Annotated in this window: 20 protein-coding genes and 1 pseudogene; 10 read left to right on the forward strand and 11 right to left on the reverse strand. The window is 71.2% G+C overall.

Features of this window, described 5'->3' with window-relative positions:
- The first annotated feature begins 14 nt into the window (after nucleotides 1–14).
- A complete protein-coding gene (locus tag QSK17_RS06980; protein ID WP_285703725.1) occupies nucleotides 15–317 on the forward strand; it encodes a chorismate mutase in 303 nt (100 codons plus the stop codon).
- A gap of 65 nt (nucleotides 318–382) precedes the next feature.
- Entirely contained in the window at nucleotides 383–775 is a 393-nt protein-coding gene (locus QSK17_RS36390) for a PHP domain-containing protein (protein ID WP_502889151.1), read from the forward strand.
- Between the two features lie 53 nt (nucleotides 776–828).
- Here the strand turns inward: QSK17_RS36390 and tnpC are convergent.
- Both tnpC and QSK17_RS06995 read right to left on the reverse strand, forming a co-directional pair.
- Nucleotides 829–2031 (reverse strand): annotated as a pseudogene (tnpC, locus tag QSK17_RS06990) (IS66 family transposase); the annotation flags it as partial.
- 82 nt (nucleotides 2032–2113) lie between these two features.
- The gene (locus QSK17_RS06995; RefSeq protein ID WP_285703616.1) at nucleotides 2114–2308 is read right to left on the reverse strand and encodes a coiled-coil domain-containing protein; all 195 of its coding nucleotides are present in this window, start codon (nucleotides 2306–2308) and stop codon (nucleotides 2114–2116) included.
- 134 nt (nucleotides 2309–2442) lie between these two features.
- Between QSK17_RS06995 and QSK17_RS07000 the strand changes: the two genes are divergently transcribed.
- Entirely contained in the window at nucleotides 2443–3552 is a 1110-nt protein-coding gene (locus QSK17_RS07000; RefSeq protein ID WP_285703617.1) for an LAGLIDADG family homing endonuclease, read from the forward strand.
- Here the strand turns inward: QSK17_RS07000 and QSK17_RS07005 are convergent.
- A complete protein-coding gene (locus QSK17_RS07005) occupies nucleotides 3536–5863 on the reverse strand; it encodes a transglycosylase domain-containing protein (RefSeq protein ID WP_285703618.1) in 2328 nt (775 codons plus the stop codon). The genes QSK17_RS07000 and QSK17_RS07005 overlap by 17 nt on opposite strands.
- 54 nt (nucleotides 5864–5917) lie before the next feature.
- A complete protein-coding gene (gene murA, locus QSK17_RS07010) occupies nucleotides 5918–7222 on the reverse strand; it encodes a UDP-N-acetylglucosamine 1-carboxyvinyltransferase (RefSeq protein ID WP_285703619.1) in 1305 nt (434 codons plus the stop codon).
- Nucleotides 7223–7284: 62 nt separating this feature from the next.
- On the opposite strand from murA, the gene QSK17_RS07015 reads away from it, so the two are divergent.
- Nucleotides 7285–7767, forward strand: a complete 483-nt coding sequence (locus QSK17_RS07015; RefSeq protein WP_285703620.1) for a hypothetical protein — start codon at nucleotides 7285–7287, stop codon at nucleotides 7765–7767.
- 39 nt (nucleotides 7768–7806) lie between these two features.
- On the opposite strand, the gene QSK17_RS07020 is transcribed toward QSK17_RS07015, so the two are convergent.
- The gene (locus tag QSK17_RS07020; protein WP_285703621.1) at nucleotides 7807–9198 is read right to left on the reverse strand and encodes an amidase; all 1392 of its coding nucleotides are present in this window, start codon (nucleotides 9196–9198) and stop codon (nucleotides 7807–7809) included.
- A 91-nt stretch (nucleotides 9199–9289) separates the two neighbouring features.
- Complete coding sequence (ybaK, locus tag QSK17_RS07025) at nucleotides 9290–9790, reverse strand: Cys-tRNA(Pro) deacylase (protein WP_285703622.1); 501 nt, start codon at nucleotides 9788–9790, stop codon at nucleotides 9290–9292.
- A 79-nt stretch (nucleotides 9791–9869) separates the two neighbouring features.
- Here ybaK and QSK17_RS07030 point away from each other — a divergent pair, with 79 nt between their 5' ends.
- Nucleotides 9870–10616 carry an N-acetyltransferase gene (locus QSK17_RS07030; protein WP_285703623.1) on the forward strand — a complete coding sequence of 249 codons (747 nt, stop codon included), beginning with the start codon at nucleotides 9870–9872 and terminating at the stop codon, nucleotides 10614–10616.
- Between the two features lie 104 nt (nucleotides 10617–10720).
- Here the strand turns inward: QSK17_RS07030 and QSK17_RS07035 are convergent, their stop codons facing one another.
- From QSK17_RS07035 to QSK17_RS07055, 5 genes are all read right to left on the reverse strand, one after another.
- Complete coding sequence (locus QSK17_RS07035; protein WP_285703624.1) at nucleotides 10721–11989, reverse strand: NAD(P)/FAD-dependent oxidoreductase; 1269 nt, start codon at nucleotides 11987–11989, stop codon at nucleotides 10721–10723.
- Nucleotides 11986–13470: an NAD(P)/FAD-dependent oxidoreductase gene (locus QSK17_RS07040; protein ID WP_285703625.1), complete on the reverse strand. Its 1485-nt coding sequence runs from the start codon at nucleotides 13468–13470 to the stop codon at nucleotides 11986–11988. The genes QSK17_RS07035 and QSK17_RS07040 overlap by 4 nt, the downstream gene beginning before the upstream one ends.
- Nucleotides 13467–14912, reverse strand: coding sequence for an FGGY family carbohydrate kinase (locus tag QSK17_RS07045; RefSeq protein ID WP_285703626.1), 1446 nt, complete (start codon nucleotides 14910–14912; stop codon nucleotides 13467–13469). The genes QSK17_RS07040 and QSK17_RS07045 overlap by 4 nt, the downstream gene beginning before the upstream one ends.
- Complete coding sequence (locus QSK17_RS07050) at nucleotides 14909–16402, reverse strand: amino acid permease (protein ID WP_285703627.1); 1494 nt, start codon at nucleotides 16400–16402, stop codon at nucleotides 14909–14911. The genes QSK17_RS07045 and QSK17_RS07050 overlap by 4 nt, the downstream gene beginning before the upstream one ends.
- A 70-nt stretch (nucleotides 16403–16472) precedes the next feature.
- A complete protein-coding gene (locus QSK17_RS07055; protein WP_285703628.1) occupies nucleotides 16473–17246 on the reverse strand; it encodes a DeoR/GlpR family DNA-binding transcription regulator in 774 nt (257 codons plus the stop codon).
- A gap of 143 nt (nucleotides 17247–17389) precedes the next feature.
- Here QSK17_RS07055 and hisD point away from each other — a divergent pair, with 143 nt between their 5' ends.
- The 5 genes from hisD (at nucleotide 17390) to hisH (ending at nucleotide 21282) form a co-directional block, all read left to right on the forward strand.
- On the forward strand, nucleotides 17390–18697 hold the full coding sequence (gene hisD / locus QSK17_RS07060) for a histidinol dehydrogenase (RefSeq protein WP_285703629.1): 1308 nt from the start codon (nucleotides 17390–17392) through the stop codon (nucleotides 18695–18697).
- 86 nt (nucleotides 18698–18783) lie between these two features.
- A complete protein-coding gene (locus tag QSK17_RS07065) occupies nucleotides 18784–19860 on the forward strand; it encodes a histidinol-phosphate transaminase (protein WP_285703726.1) in 1077 nt (358 codons plus the stop codon).
- Nucleotides 19857–20504: an imidazoleglycerol-phosphate dehydratase HisB gene (gene hisB, locus QSK17_RS07070; protein WP_285703630.1), complete on the forward strand. Its 648-nt coding sequence runs from the start codon at nucleotides 19857–19859 to the stop codon at nucleotides 20502–20504. The genes QSK17_RS07065 and hisB overlap by 4 nt, the downstream gene beginning before the upstream one ends.
- The gene (locus QSK17_RS07075) at nucleotides 20501–20653 is read left to right on the forward strand and encodes a CG2302 family histidine operon protein (RefSeq protein WP_285703631.1); all 153 of its coding nucleotides are present in this window, start codon (nucleotides 20501–20503) and stop codon (nucleotides 20651–20653) included. Before hisB ends, QSK17_RS07075 begins: the two co-directional genes overlap by 4 nt.
- On the forward strand, nucleotides 20644–21282 hold the full coding sequence (gene hisH, locus QSK17_RS07080) for an imidazole glycerol phosphate synthase subunit HisH (RefSeq protein ID WP_285703632.1): 639 nt from the start codon (nucleotides 20644–20646) through the stop codon (nucleotides 21280–21282). The genes QSK17_RS07075 and hisH overlap by 10 nt, the downstream gene beginning before the upstream one ends.
- Nucleotides 21283–21297: the final 15 nt, after the last annotated feature.

Genomic DNA, 21297 nt, shown 5'->3' on the forward strand with positions numbered 1-21297 from the left:
CGGAGGCCGCCACGGTGCTGGCCGCACTCGTACGGCATGAGGCCCCGGAGAGCGTCGGGCGGGCGAGGGAGGCCATCGACCGGGTGGACGCGGCGCTCGCCACGCTCCTGGAGCGCCGGGCGGTGCTGGCCGGTACGGTGCAGCGGCTCAAGCCCGTCGGAGGGTTCGCCGGGCGGGACATGGACAGGGAGCGCCGCCTGGTCGCCGCCATGGCGCACCGTGCCCCCCGCCTGGGCGAGGTCCGGCTCGCGCCCGTGATGAACGCCGTGATCGAGGCAGGTCTCCACCTGGCCGAGGAGGAACGCGGGCGCTCCTGACGTGCCCGCGATCGCGCGTAGGCTCTGACGCGCGGGAAGGGGAACGCCGGGAAGTCGGGGGTCACATGGGTGATTCGTTTGTGCATCTGCACGTCCACACCGAGTACTCGATGCTCGACGGTGCGGCACGCCTGAAGCAGGTGCTCAAACTCGTGGGCGAGCTGGGCATGCCCGCGATCGCGATCACCGACCACGGCAACATGCACGGCGCGTACGACTTCTACAAGCAGGCCACCGGCGCCGGGGTCAAGCCCATCATCGGCTGCCTGCTATCAGGCCAGGAGATCATCACATCCGAAGGAGTAAAGGGCGTCGAAGAGATTCGAACCGGCGACATGGTGCTCACGCACCGCGGTCGGTTCCGTCGTGTTGTGCGAACGATGAGGCGCCCCTACATCGGACGGGCCTACACCATCAGCCGTAAGCATTCACGTCCAGCGCGTTCCGGCGCTGGATGATCGCAGGGAGTGATCGCTTTCAGGCGCAAGTCGCCGCGGATCGTGGCCGGGAATCAGGCCGGAATCGGGTCGGGTGGCATCCAGGCTCGGCCGACAAGCGCGTCACGGATCGCGGTCATGACATCGGCCCCGTGCTTAGCGGCGGTGGACAGGTAACCGCGGATCGCATACCGGTGTTCGGTGGTGACCTCCGAGCGGAGCCGTCCCGAGATCTTCTGCTGGGTCTTGGCCGGACGGACATCGCGTTCGGCCTGGTTATTGGTGGGTGGAACCCGCAGGTCGCGGGCGAAACGCAGCACGTCGGCCTCGCGGTCACGCAGCACCTCCAAAAGGACACGGCCGATCGGCTGGGTGACGGTCTTGGCGGGCCCGGGAATACGGCGCACCTCCGACAGGCCGATCCGCACCCCGTGCCGGAAACTGGTGATCCACATCGCCTGAGTGCCCGCGTCCATGTTCTGCTTGCCCTGCTCGCGGGCGAGGTTGGCGGCGTGGATCAGGCCGCGCAGCGCGGTCTGGATCTGAGCAGGCCAGGCGGCTGTCGGGTAGGTCTCGGCGCAGTCCTCCAGGTCACGAAGGAGATGGGCCACGCACAGCTGATGGTCACGCTCGCCGAGTTCGGGCGAGTCGTAGTTCTGATCCCGGTCGTGCACCACGACACCGGTCAGGTCGGCGACGATGAACTTCTTGAAACTGGCCAGCGTGCGCTCGCCCAGCATGTACCAGGTGTAGCGGTCGGTGCAGGCGACCAGCAGATACCTCTTGGCCTTGCCCGCGCCCACTCGGATCGGCGTCTCATCGCAGCACACCACATAAGCCAAGGTGAGCAGCGTCCGGATGCGCAGGTTGGTCTGCGCGACCGCCCGCGCGGCCCGGGCGATCATGCCGTGGACGAACCCCGCCGACGGCGTCGCACCGGTCAGCGAGGCGATCAGCTCGACGCACCGGTGCACCGGGATCGCGTGCGCCACCATCAGGTACACGCACCACGCCTGCAGGTTGACCCCGAGGCTGACCGGCGCCGGCGATACGCCTTGCGGGCGCGGTGCGGTGTGCACTCTCCCGCACCGGCATTCCACCGTGTGCAGGTTGTGCTGAAAGGTCTGCGCGGTCATCAGCGGCACCTCGACCTGCTGGTGAGCAGCGGTGACGCCCAGATGAACGGCCTCGGCCAGGTCTGCGCCGCACCCGCAGGCTCCGGCGGGAAAGTGATCCAGCATCTCGTCGGGGTCCTGCGACCAGGCCAGTGTGGTTCCTGGCGCACCGGACTGCTTGCCCGGACGACGCTTGCCGCCCCGGGCGGGCCTGTCCTTGGGCTGCGGCTTGCCCGGCTGGTCGTCATTGCCTGGGGGGCATCCCCGAGTTGCCGCTGTTACGTGAGATCAGCCGCTCCAGCCGCACAACTCGCTCGCGGAGCTGAGCGTTCTCCTTCTCAAGCGCTCCCACCCGCTCGGTCAGCCGGGCATTCTCGGCCAGCAGCGCACGCGTCAGAGCGATCAGCTCCTCGCGTGACATCTCCTCCAGGGCGGACACCGGATGATCTCACCATGCAGCCCCGGTCTGATCAAAGTGACGGATTGTCACACGGCCAAGCGTCTCATCACGCACCGCGTACAGCGTGAATGCTTACCATCAGCCTTGCCGGAAGGTACGGACGCACACTGACTTTGACCGAAGAGCACCCCGTTCTAGTCAGAACTCCAGACGGACGGGTCAACTGGAAGAAGCCCAGCGACATCCCATTCGGACGGAGAAACGCGCACGGGGGGATCGAGAGCTGGAACTCTTGGGCATGCCTGCCCAAGCTGGCCGAAGAGACAGCGGAGCTCGATCTGCTCCCCCATCTGCCCGAATCCTTCGCCGAGAGTCCGGACGGGGGATTGGTCTGCTCGTACGAGTCCAAGTATCGAGCCGACCAGCAGTGGATCCATGTGCCACGCCGGGTGTCGCTGGACTACGACTTCGGTTATCTTCTCGGCATTTACGCGGCCGAGGGCCACCTGCAGGTGAACTCCGGAAAGCTGAACGGGGAAATCGGGATCACTCTCAGTGAGAGTGAGGATGCCTTGGCCCAGCGCGTGTGCCGAATCTTCGCCAAGTACGGCGCGAACGTACAGACCTACATCCGTGATGGGAGGGGTGCGCGAGAACTCAGGACATCAAGCGTTCCGCTGGCATACGTGTTCGCGTCCGTTGTTGGCATGGGCGCGAAGTCTAAGCGTGTGCCAACATGCATCCTCAACGGACCGGCCGATGCGAAAAATGGCTTTCTTGAAGGGTTTCTCGCTGGCGACGGCAGGAACCCAGGTCGAGCTTCCAACACCACGGGACGACGCGACGTCAAGGTCGCTTCCAGGTCACTGGCATGGGGAGTCCGCACCCTGCTTGCGGACCTTGGCCATTGGGTCACAGTATCTACAGGAATTGAGCGAGGAAACTTCCCGCAGGGTTCGACCGATCGCGAATACCGCTGGTTTCAGGTCGCTTACATGCCAGAGCGTGTCTACGCCCGCACGCTTGAGGACAACAGTTACCTCTACCGACCGATCAAGAGCGTCGAGACTGTCGACCTCGACTGCGAAGTCTTCAACTTCGAAGTCGAGGATGACAACTCCTACGTCTCGGACTTCATTCTTCACAACTGCGAGGCGTACGTTGCGCCGGCGTCCCGCCACCACAAGAAGCGCGAAGATCATCGCGATGGAGGTCACCGGGCCCGACATCAGGCCCGGTATCGGTTGACGAGCCGGACGAGGAGGGCTACCTGCCCGAGATGAGGCGGGGCGGCGGCTCCGCCAGGTCGGGCTGCCCGGTCTCAGTCATGGGCACGGTCGTCGTTCCGGTCCCGGTGGCCGGATCCTGCCCATCAGCCATGGCCGGTTGGGCTCCCTGGAGGAGCTCGACGAGGTCCGGGACGGACGGCTCGGCGCCGCGCTGGTGCAGACGCCGGTGCCGCGCCTTCAGACGGGCCTCGCGCGCCTTCTTCCGCTGGGCCTCCAGCAGCTCCTTGAGCCCCGGGGTGAAGCCGCCGCCGAACCTCGCCATGTCGGGCCGGACGAATTGGCTCGGCGGGGTCCTCCTGAGCGAGCCGATCATGGAGTTCACCCAGATGGGGCCGGGGAGCGAGGCCCCCTGGACCGATCCGTAGTACTCCCCGCCGATCGTCACCCCGGTGAGCGGGTACCGGTAGGAGCCGCGCATGTCGCCGACGCTCACGGCGGCGGCCAGATCCGGCGTGTACCCGGCGAACCACGCCGAGGTGTAGCCGTTGTTCGTCCCGGTCTTGCCCGCCGCCGGCCGCCCGATCGACTGCCCGCGCATCGTGCCCCTGGCGAAGACGCCCTGGAGCACGTGGTTGACGGCGTCGGCGACCTCCGGCTGCAGCGCGCGCGAGCAGCTCCGCCGGATCGGGACGCGGGTGCCGTCCCGCTCGACGATCTCGGTGATGGCGACCGGGCGGCAGTAGCGGCCGCGCGCGGCGAAGGCGGCGAACGCCCCGGCCACGGTCGTCGGGTCCATCTCGTTGACACCGAGCGTGAACGTGGGCACCTCCTGCAGGGGCGCGCCGTCAGCCCGGGTGATCCCGAGTTTGCGCGCCGTGTTGACGACGTTGCACAGCCCGACCTTGCGCTCCAGCTTCATGAAGAAGATGTTGACCGAGTTCCACGTGCCGAGTTCCAGGCTGTACGGCCCGCCGCCGCTGCCCTCGCCGCCCGCGTTGTAGATCCTGGCGCGCGGGTCGTTCACCGGCTTGCCGGAGCAGTTGGTGTACCCCTCGCGGGGGACGAACCGGCCCGGTGTCTCGAACCCCTCCCCGAACCGCCAGCCCTGGGACAGCGCGGTCGCCAGCGTGAACGCCTTGAACGTGGATCCCGCCTGGAAACCGAGGCCGCCGCCGTGCGCCTGGTCCGCGGGCAGGTTGTAGGTGGTGTTCGGCCCGTTCTTCCGGTTGCCCGGGTTGCGGCCGTAGCCCTTGCTGGCCGCGAGGGCGCGGATCCGGCCGGTGCCGGGCTCCACCATGGCCTCCGCGGCGACCTCGGTGTCCGCGGGGGCGACGCGCGCCGCGATGGCCCGCTCCGCGGACCGCTGCGTCCGCGGGTCCAGGGTGGTGTGCAGCACCAGCCCCCCGCGCCGCAGGGTCCGCTCACGGTCGGCCGCGGTGTAGCCGAACGCCGGGTTCGTCAGGATCTCGTGCTGCACGTACAGGCAGAAGTACGGGTAGCGACTCTGGCCGCAGCCTCCGCCGGCTGCCTGCATGTTCAGTCCCAGCGGCTTCGACCTGGCCGTCCTCGCGGCGGCCGGGCGGATCACGCCGAGCTCCGCCATCCGCTCCAGCACCAGATCGCGCCGCTCGCGCAGCGCCTGCCGCTGCTTCGCCCCCAGAGTCGGGTCGGTGTTGTACGGCGTGCGCACCGCCCCGGCCAGCGTCGCCGCCTGGGGGAGCGTCAGCCGGGACGCGTTCACGCCGAAGAACCGCTGGGCCGCCGCCTGGATGCCGAACGCGCCCGCCCCGAAGTAGGCGATGTTGAGGTAGCGCTCCAGGATCTGGTCCTTGGTGTACTTCCGCTCCAGAGCCAGCGCGTACCGCAGTTCGTTGATCTTCCGGTCGAGGTTCTGGACCCGGGCGAGCTGCCGCTCCTGGTCCGTCTCGGCGTGGTTGACCAGGAGGTTCTTCACGAGCTGCTGGGTGAGCGAGGAGCCGCCCTGCCGGATGCCGCCCGCCTGGGCGTTCGTCACCAGCGCGCGGAAGGTGCCCCTGGCGTCGAGCGCCCCGTGCTCGTAGAAGCGCGCGTCCTCGATCGCGACGATCGCCTGCCGCATGACCGGGGCGATCCGGTCGATCGGCACCGACTCGCGGTTCTGAATGTAGAACTGGGCGATCTGCTTGCCGTGGCGGTCGAGCACCCGGGTCATCTCCGGCAGCGGGTCCTCGGGCGGGGCGGGCAACTGGTCGGTGAAGGTGCGCGCCGCCTCCTTGGCGGCCACACCGACGCCGCCGACCACCGGAAGGACCAGGGTGGCGACCAGGACGCCGCCGAGCGCGCCGGCCGTTCCGAGCGCGCCGGCGTACGCGAGTCGAAAGGTCACGAGGTAATGACTACGACCACGCGCCACTTTCCACACGATGCCGCGCGGAAGCTTTTACATACCCCTGCTGATCTTCAACCCGAGGGAGGTGAACTGCTCGAACGGGCGGTGGTAGCCGCGCTCGATGTGGTGCACGCCACGCAGCGTCGAGGTGTCCTCGGCGACCGCCGCGGCCAGCACCGCCGAGAACCCGGCGCGGATGTCCGGCAGTGTGACGTCCGCCCCACGCAGCTTGGAGACGCCACGCACGACCGCGGAGTGCTTGGCGTTGCTGTCGTGGTAGCGGCAGGCCGGGCCGCCGAGGCACTGCGCGAACACCTCTATCTCGCAGCCCATCTTCTGCAGGGCGGGCACGTACACGAGCCGGTTCTCGAAGACGGTCTCGTGCAGCACGGACATGCCGTCGGCGCGGGTGAACAGCACCATGAGCGGGGTCTGCCAGTCCGTCATGAACCCCGGGTGGGTGTCGGTCTGCACCGCGGCGGCGCGCAGGCCGCCGGGGGCGGACGCGGTCAGCCACTCGTCAGTGATGTCGAACCGCGCCCCCATGCGCGCCAGCGTGGTGATCGCGGTGACCAGCCGGTCCTGCGGGCAGCCGTGCACCCGGACCTCGCCTCCGGACACCAGGCCGGCCACCAGGTAGGAGAACGCCTCGATGCGGTCCCCGGCGAGCCAGGTGGAGGCGCCGCGCAGCCGCTCGACGCCCTCGATCACGATGCGCCGGTCGGGGCTGAGCTCGATCATCGCGCCCATCCGCTGGAGGAACAGGGCCAGCTCGACCACCTCGGGCTCCATCGCGGCGCCCTTGATGACCGTCTTGCCCTCGGCGAGCACGGCGGTCATCAGGATCGTCTCGGTGGCGCCGACGCTGGGGTAGGGCAGGGTGATCCGGTTGCCCCGCAGCCGGGTCGCCTTCGCGGTGATGCCGGTGTCGCCGACCTCGATCTCGGCGCCCATCATCCGTAGCGCCTCGACGTGGAAGTTCACCGGCCGCCGCCCGATCGGGTCGCCGCCGACGAGGGGCACGAACGCCTCGCCCGCCAGGTGCAGCAGCGGCCCCAGCATGAGGATCGGGATGCGGTTGAGCCCGGTGTACTCCTCCGGGACCCGGGGCCGGATCTCCGCTCCACGCTCGATCGTGATCTCTCCGGGGGAGATCTCCACGTGGATGCCCAGAGCTTCCAGCATGGCCGCCGTCAGGCCGACCTCGCCGACCTCCGGCGCGTTGTGCAACGTGCTTGGGCCGGTCCCGAGCATGGCCGCGACCATGTGCTTGGACACCGCGTTCTTGGACCCCCGGACCTCGACGTCGCCGCGCAACGGTCCGGACGGCTCGATCTGCCACACCTCTTCACTCACGTGGCAAGACTAACGGCGTTCCGCCGCCGCTCCGCGTAGGTAGCATCGGGACGGTGCGGCATATGAGAGTCGAACTGGTCACATTGGCGGTGACGGTGCTGGCGCTGGCCGCGCTCGGCGTGGCGGCCGGACTCGTGTGGTCGGCGGTGGCGCCAGTGTCCACGTTCGTCCTGACCGACTCGGGCCCGCACCTCGCCGATCCGGAGTCGCAGACGCTCATCGCCGCGGACGGCTGGTTCGCCGTGATCACCGGGGTGCTCGGCCTGACCTCGGGGGCGGCCGCCTATTTCCTGACGCACCGACGCGCCCCCGTCGGCGCCGTGCTCGGGGTGACCGGAGGCGGGCTGCTCGGCGCGTACATCGCGTTTCAGGTGGGCTCGGCGACGGCGGGGACCATGATCCAGGCCGCTCCGCCCGGCGGGCTCAGGACCACCGAGTCGCTCGGCCTGACCGCGCACGGGGTGTTGCTGATCTGGGCGCTCCTCGCCGCCGCGATCTTCTGGGTGCTGGAGTTCGTGCTGAGCTACCGCGAGGCGTCCGACTAGCGGGCCATTCGGCCGGCCCACCCGTCCTGCCGGCCCGGGTCAGAGCCGCGGCCGCCGGAGGCCGAACGCCGTGGCCCGCTCGAACGCGTGGCCGAGGCGCAGCACGTCGAAGTCGGCCCACGGGCGGCCGACGATCTGCAGGCCGACGGGCAGCCCTCCGGAGGTGAACCCGCAGGGCACCGACATCGCCGGGGCGGACAACACGCTGACCCAGTAGCAGGACCGCATCCACGCGAGGTAGTCCGGCATCGGCCGCCCGTTGATCTCCCTGACGTACGGATCGTCCGCCGGGAACGGCGGCACCTGGCTGACCGGGGCGATCAGGAAGTCGTACTCGTCGAAGAAGGCGTTCATCCGGTGGTAGAGGCCGGTGCGGAGCCGCTCGGCGCGGGCGAGGTCGTCGCCGGTGAGCTTGCGGCCCTCCTCGACGTTCCACGCCACGTTGGGTCCCACCCCGTGCAGGTCGCCGTAGCTGAGCGCGTAGTACCACGCCCGCTGGACGCGGAACGCGTCCTCGGCGTCGGAGAGGTCGAGATCGACCAGTTTGACCCGGGCCCCCATCTCGGACAGCGTCCCGGCCGCCTCCGCGGTCACCCGGGCGGTCTCCGTGTCCACCGGCAGGCCCCCGAGGTCGGGACTGTAGGCGATCCTGGCCCGGGTGACGTCCATCTCCAGCCCCGCGCCGAACCGCTCGCCGTCCTCTCGCACCGCGTACGGGGAGCAGGGGTCGAAGCCGGCGATGGCGCGCATGAAGAGCGCGAGGTCGGCGACGGTCCTGGCCATCGGTCCCGGAACGCTCAGCGTGAACCAGGCGGCGTGCGGCGACCTGGACGGCACCCGGCCGGGCGTCGGGCGCAGCCCCGCCACGTTGCAGAACGAGGCGGGGTTGCGCAGCGATCCGCCCATGTCGGAGCCGTCGGCGAGCGGCACCATGCCGGACGCCAGGGCGGCCGTGGCGCCTCCGCTGCTGCCGCCCGCGCTCCTTCCCGGGTCGTACGGGTTGCGGGTGACGCCGAACACCTCGTTGACGGTGTGCGACCCGGTGCCGAACTCGGGTGTGTTCGTCTTGCCGATCATGACGCCGCCCGCCGCCCGGACCCGTCTGACCAGGAGGTCGTCCGCGTCGGGAACGTGGTCGGCGAACAGGCGGGAGCCGTACGTGGTCCTGACCCCGGCGGTGTCGACCAGGTCCTTGTGCGCGACCGGCAGCCCGTGCAGCGGACCGAGGACCTCCCCTCCGGCCAGCGCGGCGTCGGCCCGTCTCGCCTGGTCGAGCGCCTGGTCGGGGGTCAGCGTGACGATCGCGTTGACCCGGTCGTTCACCTCGCCGATCCGGCGGAGGTGGGCCTCGGCCAGTTCGACCGCGCTGACCTGCTTCGTCAGCAGGAGCTCCGACATCTCGGTCGCGGTCAGGTAGTGCAGGTCGGTCATCGGTGCTGCCCCCAGGAGCGCTCGTACGGCTGGCCCTCCGAGTCTCGCGGAGCCGTCGCCGGACCGCGATGGCAAGGTTCGCCGAGGCGGCTCAGCCGGTTTTGCCGATCGGGGCGGTGACGGCCCCGGTCAGCTCGATCAGGTTCGCCGGTGCCGTCTCGATCTGCAGGCCGCGCCGCCCGGCGGAGAAGTAGATCGTCTCGAAGCCCAGCGCGGACTCGTCGACCACGGTGGGCAGCTTCTTGCGCTGCCCGAGCGGGCTGATCCCGCCGACGACGTATCCGGTGACCCGCTCCACCTTGGCCGCGTCCGCCATCGCCGCCCGCTTGCCCTTCAGCGCGGAGGCGAACGCCTTGAGGTCCAGCTTGCCCGAGACCGGGACGACCGCCACGGCGAGTCCGCCCTCGGTCTCGGCCACCAGGGTCTTGAAGATCCGTTCGTACGGCAGGCCGAGCGCGTCCGCCGCCTCCTCGCCGTACGCCTGCGCGTTGGCGTCGTGCTCGTACGGGTGCAGCGTGAAGTCCACCGCCGCCTTCGCCAGCGCCACGGTCGCCGGCGTGCCCTGCCCACCCTTGCTCTTGGTCTTGCTCACCTCTCGAAGGGTAGGGCATCCCGTTCCGGCGGCCGGAAACCGGTTGGCCCTCCCCACGGCTCCTGGGTAGCCTGCCGTGATGGCTGTCAAGATCACCACGCTTGAGGAGCGTCCCGAACTCGGCGACGCCATTCACGACATGCCGGATGACTGGCCGGAGTTCGTCCAGAACGATCCGGTCGGCTGGGCGCATTTCCCGCGGCTCGCCGGAACCTTCCCGGAGTTCACGCTCATCGCCACGGACGAGGAGGGTGTCGCCGTGGCGCGGGCATACGCCGTTCCGTTCGTCCTCGGCGCGCCGGGACGCGGGGAGCTGCCGCCGAACGGGTGGGACCAGGCGTTGTTGTGGGCCTTCTCCGACCACCGCCGCGGCGTCCGATGCGACACCGTGAGCGCGATCGAGATCATGGTCCGGCCCGACCGGCGGGGGAGGGGCCTGTCCGGGACGATATTGGCCGCGATGCGGGAGAACGTGAGGGCGCGGGGCTTCACCGAACTGGTCGCCCCCGTCCGCCCCAACGGGAAGCACCGTGAGCCGTCGACGCCGATGGCCGAGTACGCGCTCCGTACCCGCGACGACGGGCTGCCGGTCGACCCGTGGTTGCGCACCCACGTCCGGGCGGGCGGTGTGATCCACTCGGTGGCTCCCGCCTCGATGGCGGTCCCGGGCTCGCTCGCGCAGTGGCGCGAGTGGACCGGCCTGCCGTTCGACGCCGACGGCTGGGTGGAGGTGCCCGGGGCCCTGGTGCCGGTCCGCTGCGTTCCGGAACAGGACTACGCCACCTACGTCGAACCCAACGTCTGGGTACGGCACAGCCTGGGCTGAGCGGGGTTCGCCGCCTGGCGCGGATTCCGTGACACGGCCGACGGCCCGCCTCCCGGACCGTGCACGGGCATGGTTCGGAAGGCGGGCCGTGGTCCCCGCCGAGGTCAGGCGAGTGAGATGGTGATGGGGCCGCCGTGTGGGTCGGCGCCGGACAGCAGCGACGACGGCACGCGGAAGACCCGGCCCGGGGAGACCGGCCAGGGGAGTGTCCGGCGGGCGATCCGCCGTCCGTCCTGGGTCACCTCGATCCGGGCGACGAGCCGCTGCTCGGCCGACCACAGCAGGATCCGCTCGCGCGGCGGTGTCCCCGCCCCGGGGCGTACCAGGCCGGGGGACACCCAGGTGAACGGCGCCTCCGCACGCAGCGGGATGCCCGGCCCCTGCGGCAGGACGCCCGTCAGGTAGTCGCGTACGTGCCGGGCCACGTGGTGGCCGTCCAGCGCCGCGATGTCGGCGGTATCCACGGGGTGGACCAGGTTGCCCACCGCGAAGACGCCCGGACGGCTGGTGCGCAGGGCGTTGTCCACCAGCGGCCCCTTGCTGCCGGGGTCGAGGTCGAGGCCGGCGGCGCGGGCCAGCTCGTGATCGGGGATCCAGTCGCCGGTGAAGATCACCGTGTCGCACGGCACCGTGCGCCGCGCCCCGGTGGCGAGGTCCTCGACCTCGACCGCCTCCACCGCGTGGTGCCCGATGATCCGGGTCACCCGGGTCCGCGTCGCCACCGGCACCCGCAGCACCGCCCGGCCGGGCACGCTGAACGCGGCGTAGGACTCCGCGTGCGGGTGCTCCGTCGTCATCAGCACGGTGCGGCACCCGGCCTCGCGCAGCGTCAGCGCCGCCGACCAGCTCACCAGCTCCGCGCCGACGATCACGGCCCGCGTGCCGACCTCGCGGTGGTGCAGGTGGACGAGGTTCTGGAGCTGGCCCGTGTTCATCACGCCGGGCGGCCGGTCGCCCGGCACCAGCCGTGCCGTACGGGGGCGCTCTCTGGCGCCGGTGGCCAGCACGACCGCGCGGGCGTCCACCCGGATCCGGCCCTCGGGGGTGGTGACGTCGAGGGAGCGCTCCCCGGCCCAGCCGGTGACCATCGCCGATGTCCGCACGCGGGCGCCCGCCTCGACCGCCCGCTCGGCGAGCAGCCGCGCGTACGCCGGGCCGTTCATGACCCGGTGCAGGTCGCGCAGGCCGTACCCGGTGTGGTCGCTGTGCCGGGGGATGCCCCCGGCCTCCCACTCCCGGTCGAGCACCAGCACGTCCAGACCCGAGGCCGCGAGCTCCCGTGCCGCGGTCAGTCCGGACGGCCCGGCCCCGACGACGGCGACGTCCGGGCTCTCGGTCGTGACGTCCGGCGCGACGCCGTTCGTGCCGCTCACTGCGCTTCCCCCGTCTTCTCGGTGTCCCCGTGCTCCCCGTGCTCCCTGTTCGCCCGCGCGACCCCGGCGCACAGGCGCCCCTCGACCTCGACTCCGCAGAAGAAGCCCTGGCAGCGGCCCATCAGCGCCCGCGTACGGCGGCGCAGCCCGTCGATGTCGGCGGGCGGGATGGGCGAGGCGAGCGCGTCCCTGATCTCCCCCTCGGTGACCCGCTCGCAGAAGCACACGGCCGTGCCGTACGCCGGGTCCTCGGCGATGAGGTCCGCGCGCTGGTAGGGGCGCGGGAACGCCTCGCCGATGTTGGGCATGCGCGGCGGGTCCGGCAGCGTCGCCTTCGCGTCGAGCCGCAGCCCGGCCTCGCCGAGCAGGCCGAGCGCGTGCTCGGCCACGGCCATCGCCGACGTCAGCCCCGTGGAGCGAATGCCGCCGAGCACGAGGTAACGCTGCCCGGCGTCCAGGAACACCTGGTAGTCGCCGTGCTCGGTGGCCGCCCGCAGCCCCGCGTAGGAGGAGGTCACCTCTTCGTCCAGCAGGGCGGGCATGAGCTTCCTGCCCTTCTCCAGCAGGAACGCGAAGCCGTGCTCCGAGGTGGAGGTGTCCGTCCGGTCGTCCCGGTCCTCGGCGGTCGGGCCGAGCATGACGTTGCCGTAGATTGTCGGGCTGACCAGCACGCCCTTGCCCCGCGAGCTGGGCACCGGCAGCACGATCTTGTTCACCATCGGCCGCGCCAGCTTGTCGAACACGAACAGCTCGCCGCGGCGCGGGGTGACCGTGAACCGCGTGTGCCCGAAGAGGCCGTCGATTACGTCCGAGCCGAGCCCGGCGGCGTTGACCACCCAGCCCGCGCGCAGCGTGCCCCGGCTGGTCCGCAACACGGTGTCCGCCGCGTCCCCTGCCGTGCCGGAGGGCGGCTCGACGCCCTCGACCCTGGTGTTGAACAGCAGGTACGCCCCGCGGGACAGCGCCTCCGTGGCGAACGCCAGCGTGGTGGTCCACGGGCAGATGATCGACTCGTCGGGCACGGTCAGCCCGCCGAGCGCGCCCGGCGCCAGCGCCGGGACCTGCTGATAGACCTCCTCGGCACCGATGATCTCGCACCGGTCGTAGCCGTTCTTGACCGCCTTGGCGGCCAGCCCCGGCAGCGCGGCCAGCTCCTCGTCGGTCCAGGCGACCAGCACCGCTCCCGTCCGCTCGACCGGGATGCCGGTCGTGGCCGCGTAGTCGCCGAGCAGCTCGCAGCCGCGCCGCACGAGCCGGGACTCCAGCGTTCCGGGCTTGGCGTCGAACCCGGTGTGCAGGATCGCCGTGTTGGCCTTGCTCGTGCCGTCGCCGACGTCGCAGCGCGCCTCCACCAGGGCGACCGTCAGGTCGTGCCCGGACAGCGCGCGGGCCACGGCGGCGCCGACGACCCCGCCGCCGATCACCGCCACGTCGACCCTCTCGACCGGCAGCGGGCCGTACCTCATCTGCCGCGTGTTCATGCTTCGCTCCCCGTCAGATCCGCCCTGTCCATGGCCGCGTCCACGCCCCGGCGCCATCGGGCCAGGAACTCGGCGGCACGGTCACCCGTCCAGCGCGGCTCGTACGTCGTGGACGGCGTCCACGCCGGCACGGCCTCCTCCAGGCCGAGCGCGGGATCCACCGCGAGCCGGGCCATGGCGGCGGCGCCGAGCGCGGTCGCGTGCGGCGACGGGTAGACGTCTACCGGCATCTGGGCGAGGTCGGCCTGCGCCTGCATCAGCGTCGCCGAACGCGTGAGCCCCCCATCCACCCGCAGCCGGGTCAGGGAAGAGCCGAGGTCGCGGGCGACGACCTGGGCGAGGTCGGCCACCTGGGCGGCCACCCCTTCGAGGACCGCCCGGACCAGGTGGCCCGGACGGGTGGACAGCGTCATGCCGAGGAACGAGGCGGTCGCGTCCGGCCGCCACCAGGGCGCGGCGAGCCCGGCGAGCGCCGGGACGAACAGCGCGCCCTGGCTGTCCGGCGCGGCGATCGCGTCCAGGTCGGTGGCGCCCCCGATGAAGCCGAGGTCGCCGAGCCAGCGCACCGCCGACGCCGCCGTGTAGACCTGCCCGTCCACGCAGTACGGCGTGCCGCCTCTGGCCCGCCACGCCACGGATGTGGTCAGGCCGGAGGTGGACCGTACGGCGCGTTCGCCGGTGTTGGCCAGGAGGAACGCGCCGGTGCCGAAGGTGCACTTGGCCTCGCCGGGCCGCAGGCAGCCCTCGGCGAGGAGGGCGGCCTGCTGGTCCACGATGAGCCCGCCGACGGGGATCTCCCCGCCGAACGCCCGGGTGGCGCCGACGACCTCGTCGCAGGCGACGATCCGCGGCAGCCGCTCGCCGTCGAGCTTGAACAGGCGCAGCAGCTCGGGGCTCCAGTCGACGGCGTCCAGGTCGAGCAGCAGCGAGCGGCTCGCGGTGGAGGCGTCCGTCACGAACGCACCGGTGAGGTGGTGCACCAGCCAGGAGTCGGTTGTGGTCACCACCCCCTCGGAGGTGAGGTTGCGGCGGATCCACGCCATCTTGGGCGCGGAGAAGTACGGGTCGAGCACGAGTCCGGTCAGCTCCGCGACCCGGCCGGCGTGGTCGGCGAGATCGGCACACACGTCCTCGGCGCGGCGGTCCTGCCAGACCAGCGCGGTCGTCAGCGGCCGCCCGGTGTCGGGGTCCCAGGCGAGCACGGTCTCGCCCTGGTTGGCCAGGGTCACCGCGTCGATCGGCCGGCCTGCCTGCGCGACCGCCTGGCGGCCCGCCGCGAGCACCGAGTCGAGCAGTTCCTGCGGGTTCTGCTCGACCCGGCCCCCGGGCAGGTACGCCGGCCGTACGGGCACCTCGGCGAGCGCCAGGACGGCGCCGTCCGGCCCGACGACGATGGCCTTGGTGCCGGACGTCCCCTGGTCGATGGCCAAGACGGTGGTCACAGCGCCTCCACCCCCATGCCGGGCTCGGCGGTCAGCCGGTCCCTGCGGGTGGCCCAGACGACGGCGAACACGACGGCGCCGAGCACCAGCGAGCCGAGGGCGTAGAGCTGCGCCATGCGGAAGTCGGACGGGATCATGAAGATGCTCAGCTCGATGATCAGCCAGACGACGGCGCCAGCGACGACGGGCTTCTCCCACTTCCCGAGCCGGAAGTCGTCCGGCTGCGGGCGGTACTTGCGCCGGGTGCCGAGGTAGAGCGCGACGGTCCCGGCGTACAGGATGGCGGGCATCAGCGTGCCCGCGCCCAGCAGCTCGCCCAGGGCGTCGGCGTTGCCGGAGAAGGTGAGGACGATCAGCAGCGAGGCGCCGGCGGCGACGACGGTGGCCCAGGTGGGGCCGCCGGTGGCGCGCGGCACCCGGCTCAGCGCGCCGGAGAACGGCAGCCGGCCGTCGCGGGCCATGGCGTGCACGAGCCGGCTGCAGCTCACCATGATGACCAGACCGCAGGCGAAGATGGCCACACTCACGACGACGAGGAAGGCCCGCGCCACGCCGGCGCCGACCACGTTCGCGATGACCTGGGCGACGGGGGCGGAGGAGGCGGTGATGCCCGCGACGTCCGTGCCGAGCGCGGCGGTGACCACGATCAGGAACACCATGCCGATGGCGACGCTGAGCAGGATCGCGCGGACCATGGCCCGGGGGACCACCTTCTTGGGGTTGATGGTCTCCTCGGCGAGGTTGGCCGCCGACTCCCAGCCGACCAGGGTGAACGCGCCGAGCAGGGCGGAAAGCATGAACGGCCCGAGCCAGCCGAAGTAGCCGTCCTGCGACGCGACGCCGGTCGAGGTCAGGTTGGACCACTCGGCGTGCCCGCCGAAGATCGCGAACCCGGCGATGAGCAGGGTGAGCCCGATCATCGCGACGATCTCGGCGCTCACCGCGAGGTTGTTGATCTTGGTGGTGATGGGCGTGGACCAGATGATGAGCACCATCTGCACGAGGAGCACGACCGCGGTGACCAGCGCGCCGCTCAGCGGGGTGTAGGTCCAGCCGAACAGCGGGAACAGCGCCGTCTGGGCGAGTCCGTAGTCGACCGCGACGGCGACGATCGCGAGGAACGCGAACGACACCCAGCCGAACCACCAGCCGAGCACCGGCGAGGCCAGCCGGCTCGCCCACTGGTAGCTGTAGCCGGACAGCGGGATCCGGCTGGCGAGCATGCCGTAGACCAGGGCCACCATCACGGTGCCCGCGCCCACGATGGGCCAGGTCCAGATGCCGGCCGGGCCGCCCTTGCCGAGCACGGTGCCGTACGTGGAGAACAGGCCGGTGGTGATCGAGATGAACGAGAAGGCGACCGCGAAGGACTCGAACGACTTCAGGGTGCGCTTGAACTGCTGGGAGTAACCCGCGTGCGAGATCGCCTCGTCGGCGGCGCTGTCGCTCCCGGTCGTGACCCCGGGTGCGGGCGTGGAACTATGGGACATGGATCGTCTCCTGCTGCGAAGAAAGTGAGCGGTCCGGGTCCGGCGGCGTGGCCGCGCCGCCGGGCCGAGCTTACGGCCTGATTACCTCCACACCCGCCCTGACCAGGGCGGATGCGAGTTCGGGTGGTGGTTCCCGGTCCGTGATGAGACCGGAGAATCCGTCCAGGCCGCACACCCGGTAGGCGGCGACCTTGCCGTGTTTCGTGCTGTCGGCCAGCACGTAGGTGCGCGCCGTGTTCGCGAGGATGACCCGCTTCGTCGCGACCTCGTCGAGGTAGTAGTCGGTGAGCCCCGCCAGCGCCGTAAGGCCGCCGGAGCCGAGGAGCGCCACGTCGGCCCTCAGGTCCTGGAAGAACGCCACGGTCTGGGCGTTGGACACGGCGAGGTCGCCCTGCCTGACCCGGCCGCCCGCGACCAGCACCTCGATGCCCGGCCGCCCGGCCAGTTCGGCGGCGACCAGCAGCGAGCACGTCGCCACGACCCCGCGGAACCCGGTCGGGATCGCCCGCGCCGCCTGCACGGCCGTGGTGCCCACGTCGATGATCACTGTCTGGCCCGGCCGGAGGACCTGGGCGGCCAGCGCGCCGATGACCGTTTTGGCCTCCGCCTGCGCGGTGGAGCGCTCCAGGTAGGAGGACTCCTCGCCGGTGCCGGAGGTGACGGCGGTGGCCCCGCCGTGCACCCGTGCCAGCAGGCCGCGCCGTTCGAGGGTGGCCAGGTCGCGGCGGGCGGTCTCGTGCGAGACGCCGAGCAGCTCGACCAGGTCCTCGGTGCGCAGCGTGCCGGCCTGCGACAGCGCCTCGACGATGCGCTGGTGGCGCTGGGCCGGGAGCATGGACACCATCCAGTTGACCGAAATTGACTACTATTGCCCGAAAGTGTGGATTACTGCCCGAAAGATGTCAAGAGTCGGTCACCTGGACGAAACGCGCCGTCCGCATGCTGGACGGAACGGGATCAGCTCCTCGCCGTCCGTAGACTGGGAGGGTGATTTCCCGTATCGATCTGCGCGGATCCCTGCCCGGTGACCTGCGCGATGTGCTGCCCCGCGCCGAGCTCGACGTCGAGGCCGCCCTGGAAAAGGTGCGGCCCATATGTGAGGACGTGCGCCATCGCGGCGCGGCAGCCGTACGGGAGCTGACCGCGAGATTCGACGGCGTCGAGCTGGAGTCCACCCGGGTTCCGGTGGAGGAGCTCGGACGGGCACTGGACGGCCTCGATCCGGCGGTGCGTGCCGCCCTGGAGGAGTCGATCAGGCGGGCCCGCCTGGTCCACCGCGACCAGCGGCGCGTCGACACCACCACACAGGTCGTGCCGGGCGGCACGGTCACCGAGCGATGGGTCCCGGTGGACCGCGTCGGGCTCTATGTGCCGGGCGGCCGGGCCGTCTACCCCTCCAGCGTGGTCATGAACGTGGTGCCCGCCCAGGAGGCCGGGGTCCGATCCCTCGCCGTCACCTCGCCCGCCCAGAAGGAGTTCGGCGGGCTGCCGCACCCGACGATCCTCGCCGCCTGCGCCCTGCTCGGCGTCGACGAGGTCTACGCCGTCGGCGGCGCCCAGGCCGTGGCGATGTTCGCCTACGGCACCGAGGAGTGCGCGCCGGCCACCATGGTCACCGGCCCGGGCAACATCTGGGTGGCCGCGGCCAAGCGCCTGCTCAAGGGCATCATCGGCATCGACTCCGAGGCCGGTCCCACCGAGATCGCGATCCTGGCCGACGAGACCGCCGACCCGGTGCACGTCGCCGCCGACCTGATCAGCCAGGCCGAGCACGACGTGATCGCCGCCTCCGTGCTGGTCACGACCAGTGTCGAGCTGGCCGACGCGGTCGAGAAGGAGCTGCCCGGCCAGATCGCCGCCACCCGCCACTCCGAGCGGATCACCGAGGCGCTCTCCGGCCGGCAGTCCGGCATCGTCCTCGTCTCCACCCTCGACGACGGCCTGCGCGTCGTCGACGCCTACGCCGCCGAGCACCTGGAGATCCAGACGGCGGACGCTCCCGAGGTGGCCGCCCGGGTGCGCAACGCGGGCGCGATCTTCGTCGGGGCGTACACCCCGGTGTCGCTCGGCGACTACATGGCCGGATCCAACCACGTGCTGCCGACCGGCGGCTGCGCCTGCCACTCGTCCGGACTGTCCGTGCAGAGCTTCCTGCGCGGCATCCACGTCGTCGACTACTCCCGCGAGGCGCTAGCCGCGGCCGCACCGCACGTCTGCGTGCTCGCCGACGCCGAGGACCTCCCGGCGCACGGCGCCGCGATCCGCGCCCGGTTCGACTGGGGGATCCCCTCATGACGGATCCCGCCCGACAGCCCGGCCGGCGAGAGAGCAGCGTGACTCCCACCGTGACTCCGGCCGCGACGACGACCGTGACTCCGACCGTGACGACACTCGACGACCTGCCGATCCGGGACGACCTGCGGGGGAAGACCGCCTACGGCGCACCCCAGCTCGACGTGCCCGTCCGGCTCAACACCAACGAGAACCCCTACCCGCCGTCGCCCGCCCTGGTCGAGGACCTGGCCCATGCCGTACGGCAGAGCGCGGCCACGCTCAACCGCTACCCCGACCGGGACGCGCTCGACCTGCGCAAGGACCTCGCCGACTACCTCGGCCACGGCCTCACCGCCCGGCAGCTGTGGGCGGCCAACGGCTCCAACGAGGTCATCCAGCAGATCCTGCAGGCGTTCGGCGGCCCGGGGCGCTCGGCGATGGGCTTCGAGCCGTCCTACTCCATGCACCCCATCATCACGGGCATCACCGGCACCCGCTGGATCGACGGCGCGCGCGAGGAGGACTTCGCGATCGACGAGACGCGCGCCGTCAGCATGCTCGAGGAGCACCGGCCCGACGTGGTGTTCCTCACCTCGCCGAACAACCCCACGGGCACGGCGCTGCCCCTCGGCGTGATCGAGCGGATCCTCGCCGCCGCGCCCGGCATGGTCGTGGTGGACGAGGCGTACGCCGAGTTCGCCCGGACCGGCACCCCGTCGGCACTGTCGTTGCTCCCGGGCAACCCCCGGCTGATCGTCACGCGCACCATGTCCAAGGCGTTCGCGATGGCGGGCACCCGGCTCGGCTACCTCGCCGCCGACCCCGCCGTGATCGACGCCCTGCTGCTGGTCCGCCTGCCGTACCATCTGTCGACGCTGACGCAGGCCGCGGCCCGGGTCGCGCTCGCGCACCGCGCGGAGCTGCTCGGCACGGTGGACGCGCTGCGCGCCGAGCGGGACGCGATCGTGGACTGGCTACGGCAACGTGGCCTGTCCGTCGCAGACTCCGATGCCAATTTCGTGCTATTCGGTAGGTTTCCGAATCGGCGCGCGGTCTGGGAGGGCGTGCTCGAACGCGGCGTGCTGATCAGGGAGACCGGTCCGGACGGCTGGCTGCGGGTGTCCATCGGGACCGGTGAAGAGATGGCGGCCTTCCGGGCCGCGCTGGAGGGGGTCCTCGGATGAGTGACGCGCGTGTTGCGGGCACGGGGCTCGCTGATACTGGGCTTGCTGGCGCTGGGCGCGTCGGCCGGGTGGAGCGCGCCACCAAGGAGACGTCCGTGCTGGTCGAGGTCAACCTCGACGGCACCGGTGTCGTCGACGTGGCGACGGGGGTCGGGTTCTTCGACCACATGCTCGCTCAGCTCGGCAAGCACGGCCTGTTCGACCTGACCGTCAAGACCCAGGGCGATCTGCACATCGACTCCCACCACACGATCGAGGACACCTCGCTCGCGCTGGGCGCCGCGTTCCGCGAGGCATTGGGCGACAAGTCGGGCATCCGGCGGTATGGCACCGCGGCCTGCCCCCTGGACGAGTCGCTCGCCCAGGTCACGGTGGACCTGTCCGGCCGGCCGTACCTCGTGCACACCGAGCCCGAGGGCATGGCGCCGATGATCGGCCCCGAGTACGACACCACCATGACGCGGCACATCCTGGAGTCGTTCGTCGCCCAGGCCGCGGTCTGCCTGCACGTGCACGTGCCGTACGGGCGCAACGCGCACCACATCGTGGAGGCGCAGTTCAAGGCTCTCGCCCGCGCGCTGCGCGAGGCGTCGGAGCGGGACCCGCGCGCCATCGGCGTGCCGAGCACCAAGGGCGTGCTATGACCTTCGCGTCCGTCGGCATGATCTTCGTGGGGCTCTTCCTCATCGGCGGGGTCATCTCCGCCGTGCGCCAGGGGCTGAAGGGGCTCGCCATAATCACCGGCGCCGGAGCGGTGCTGGCGCTGACCGCGGGAGTGTTGTGGTGGCAGTAGCGAAGCGGGTCGTGATCCTCGACTACGGGTCGGGCAACCTGCGCTCGGCCGAGCGGGCGCTGGCGCGCACGGGCGCCGACGTCACGGTGACCTCCGACTACGACGCGGCACTCGAAGCCGACGGCCTCGTCGTCCCGGGCGTCGGCGCGTTCGCGGCGTGCATGGCGGGGTTGAAGAGCGTCCACGGCGACCGCATCGTCGGCCGCAGGCTGGCCGCGGGGCGTCCCGTCCTCGGCATCTGCGTCGGCATGCAGATCCTCTTCGAGAAGGGCGTCGAGCACGGCGTCCACACCGAGGGCTGCGGCGAGTGGCCCGGCGTCGTCCAGCGCCTGGATGCCCCGGTGCTGCCGCACATGGGGTGGAACACCGTGACCGCCCCGGAGGGCAGCGTCCTGTTCCGCGGGCTCGACCCCGAGACCCGGTTCTACTTCGTCCACTCGTACGGCGTGCGCGAGTGGGAGCTCACCGCGGGGCCTGGGTTCACCGACCCGCTGGTCACCTGGGCCGAGCACGGTGTGCGGTTCGTCGCGGCCGTCGAGAACGGTCCCCTCATGGCCACCCAGTTCCACCCGGAGAAGTCCGGGGATGCTGGAGCCGTCCTCCTCTCCAACTGGCTGAGCACACTGTGAACCTGCGGGGCCTCC

The organism is Microtetraspora sp. NBRC 16547 (genome assembly GCF_030268965.1).
In the GTDB taxonomy this organism is placed as follows: Bacteria; Actinomycetota; Actinomycetes; order Streptosporangiales; family Streptosporangiaceae; genus Microtetraspora.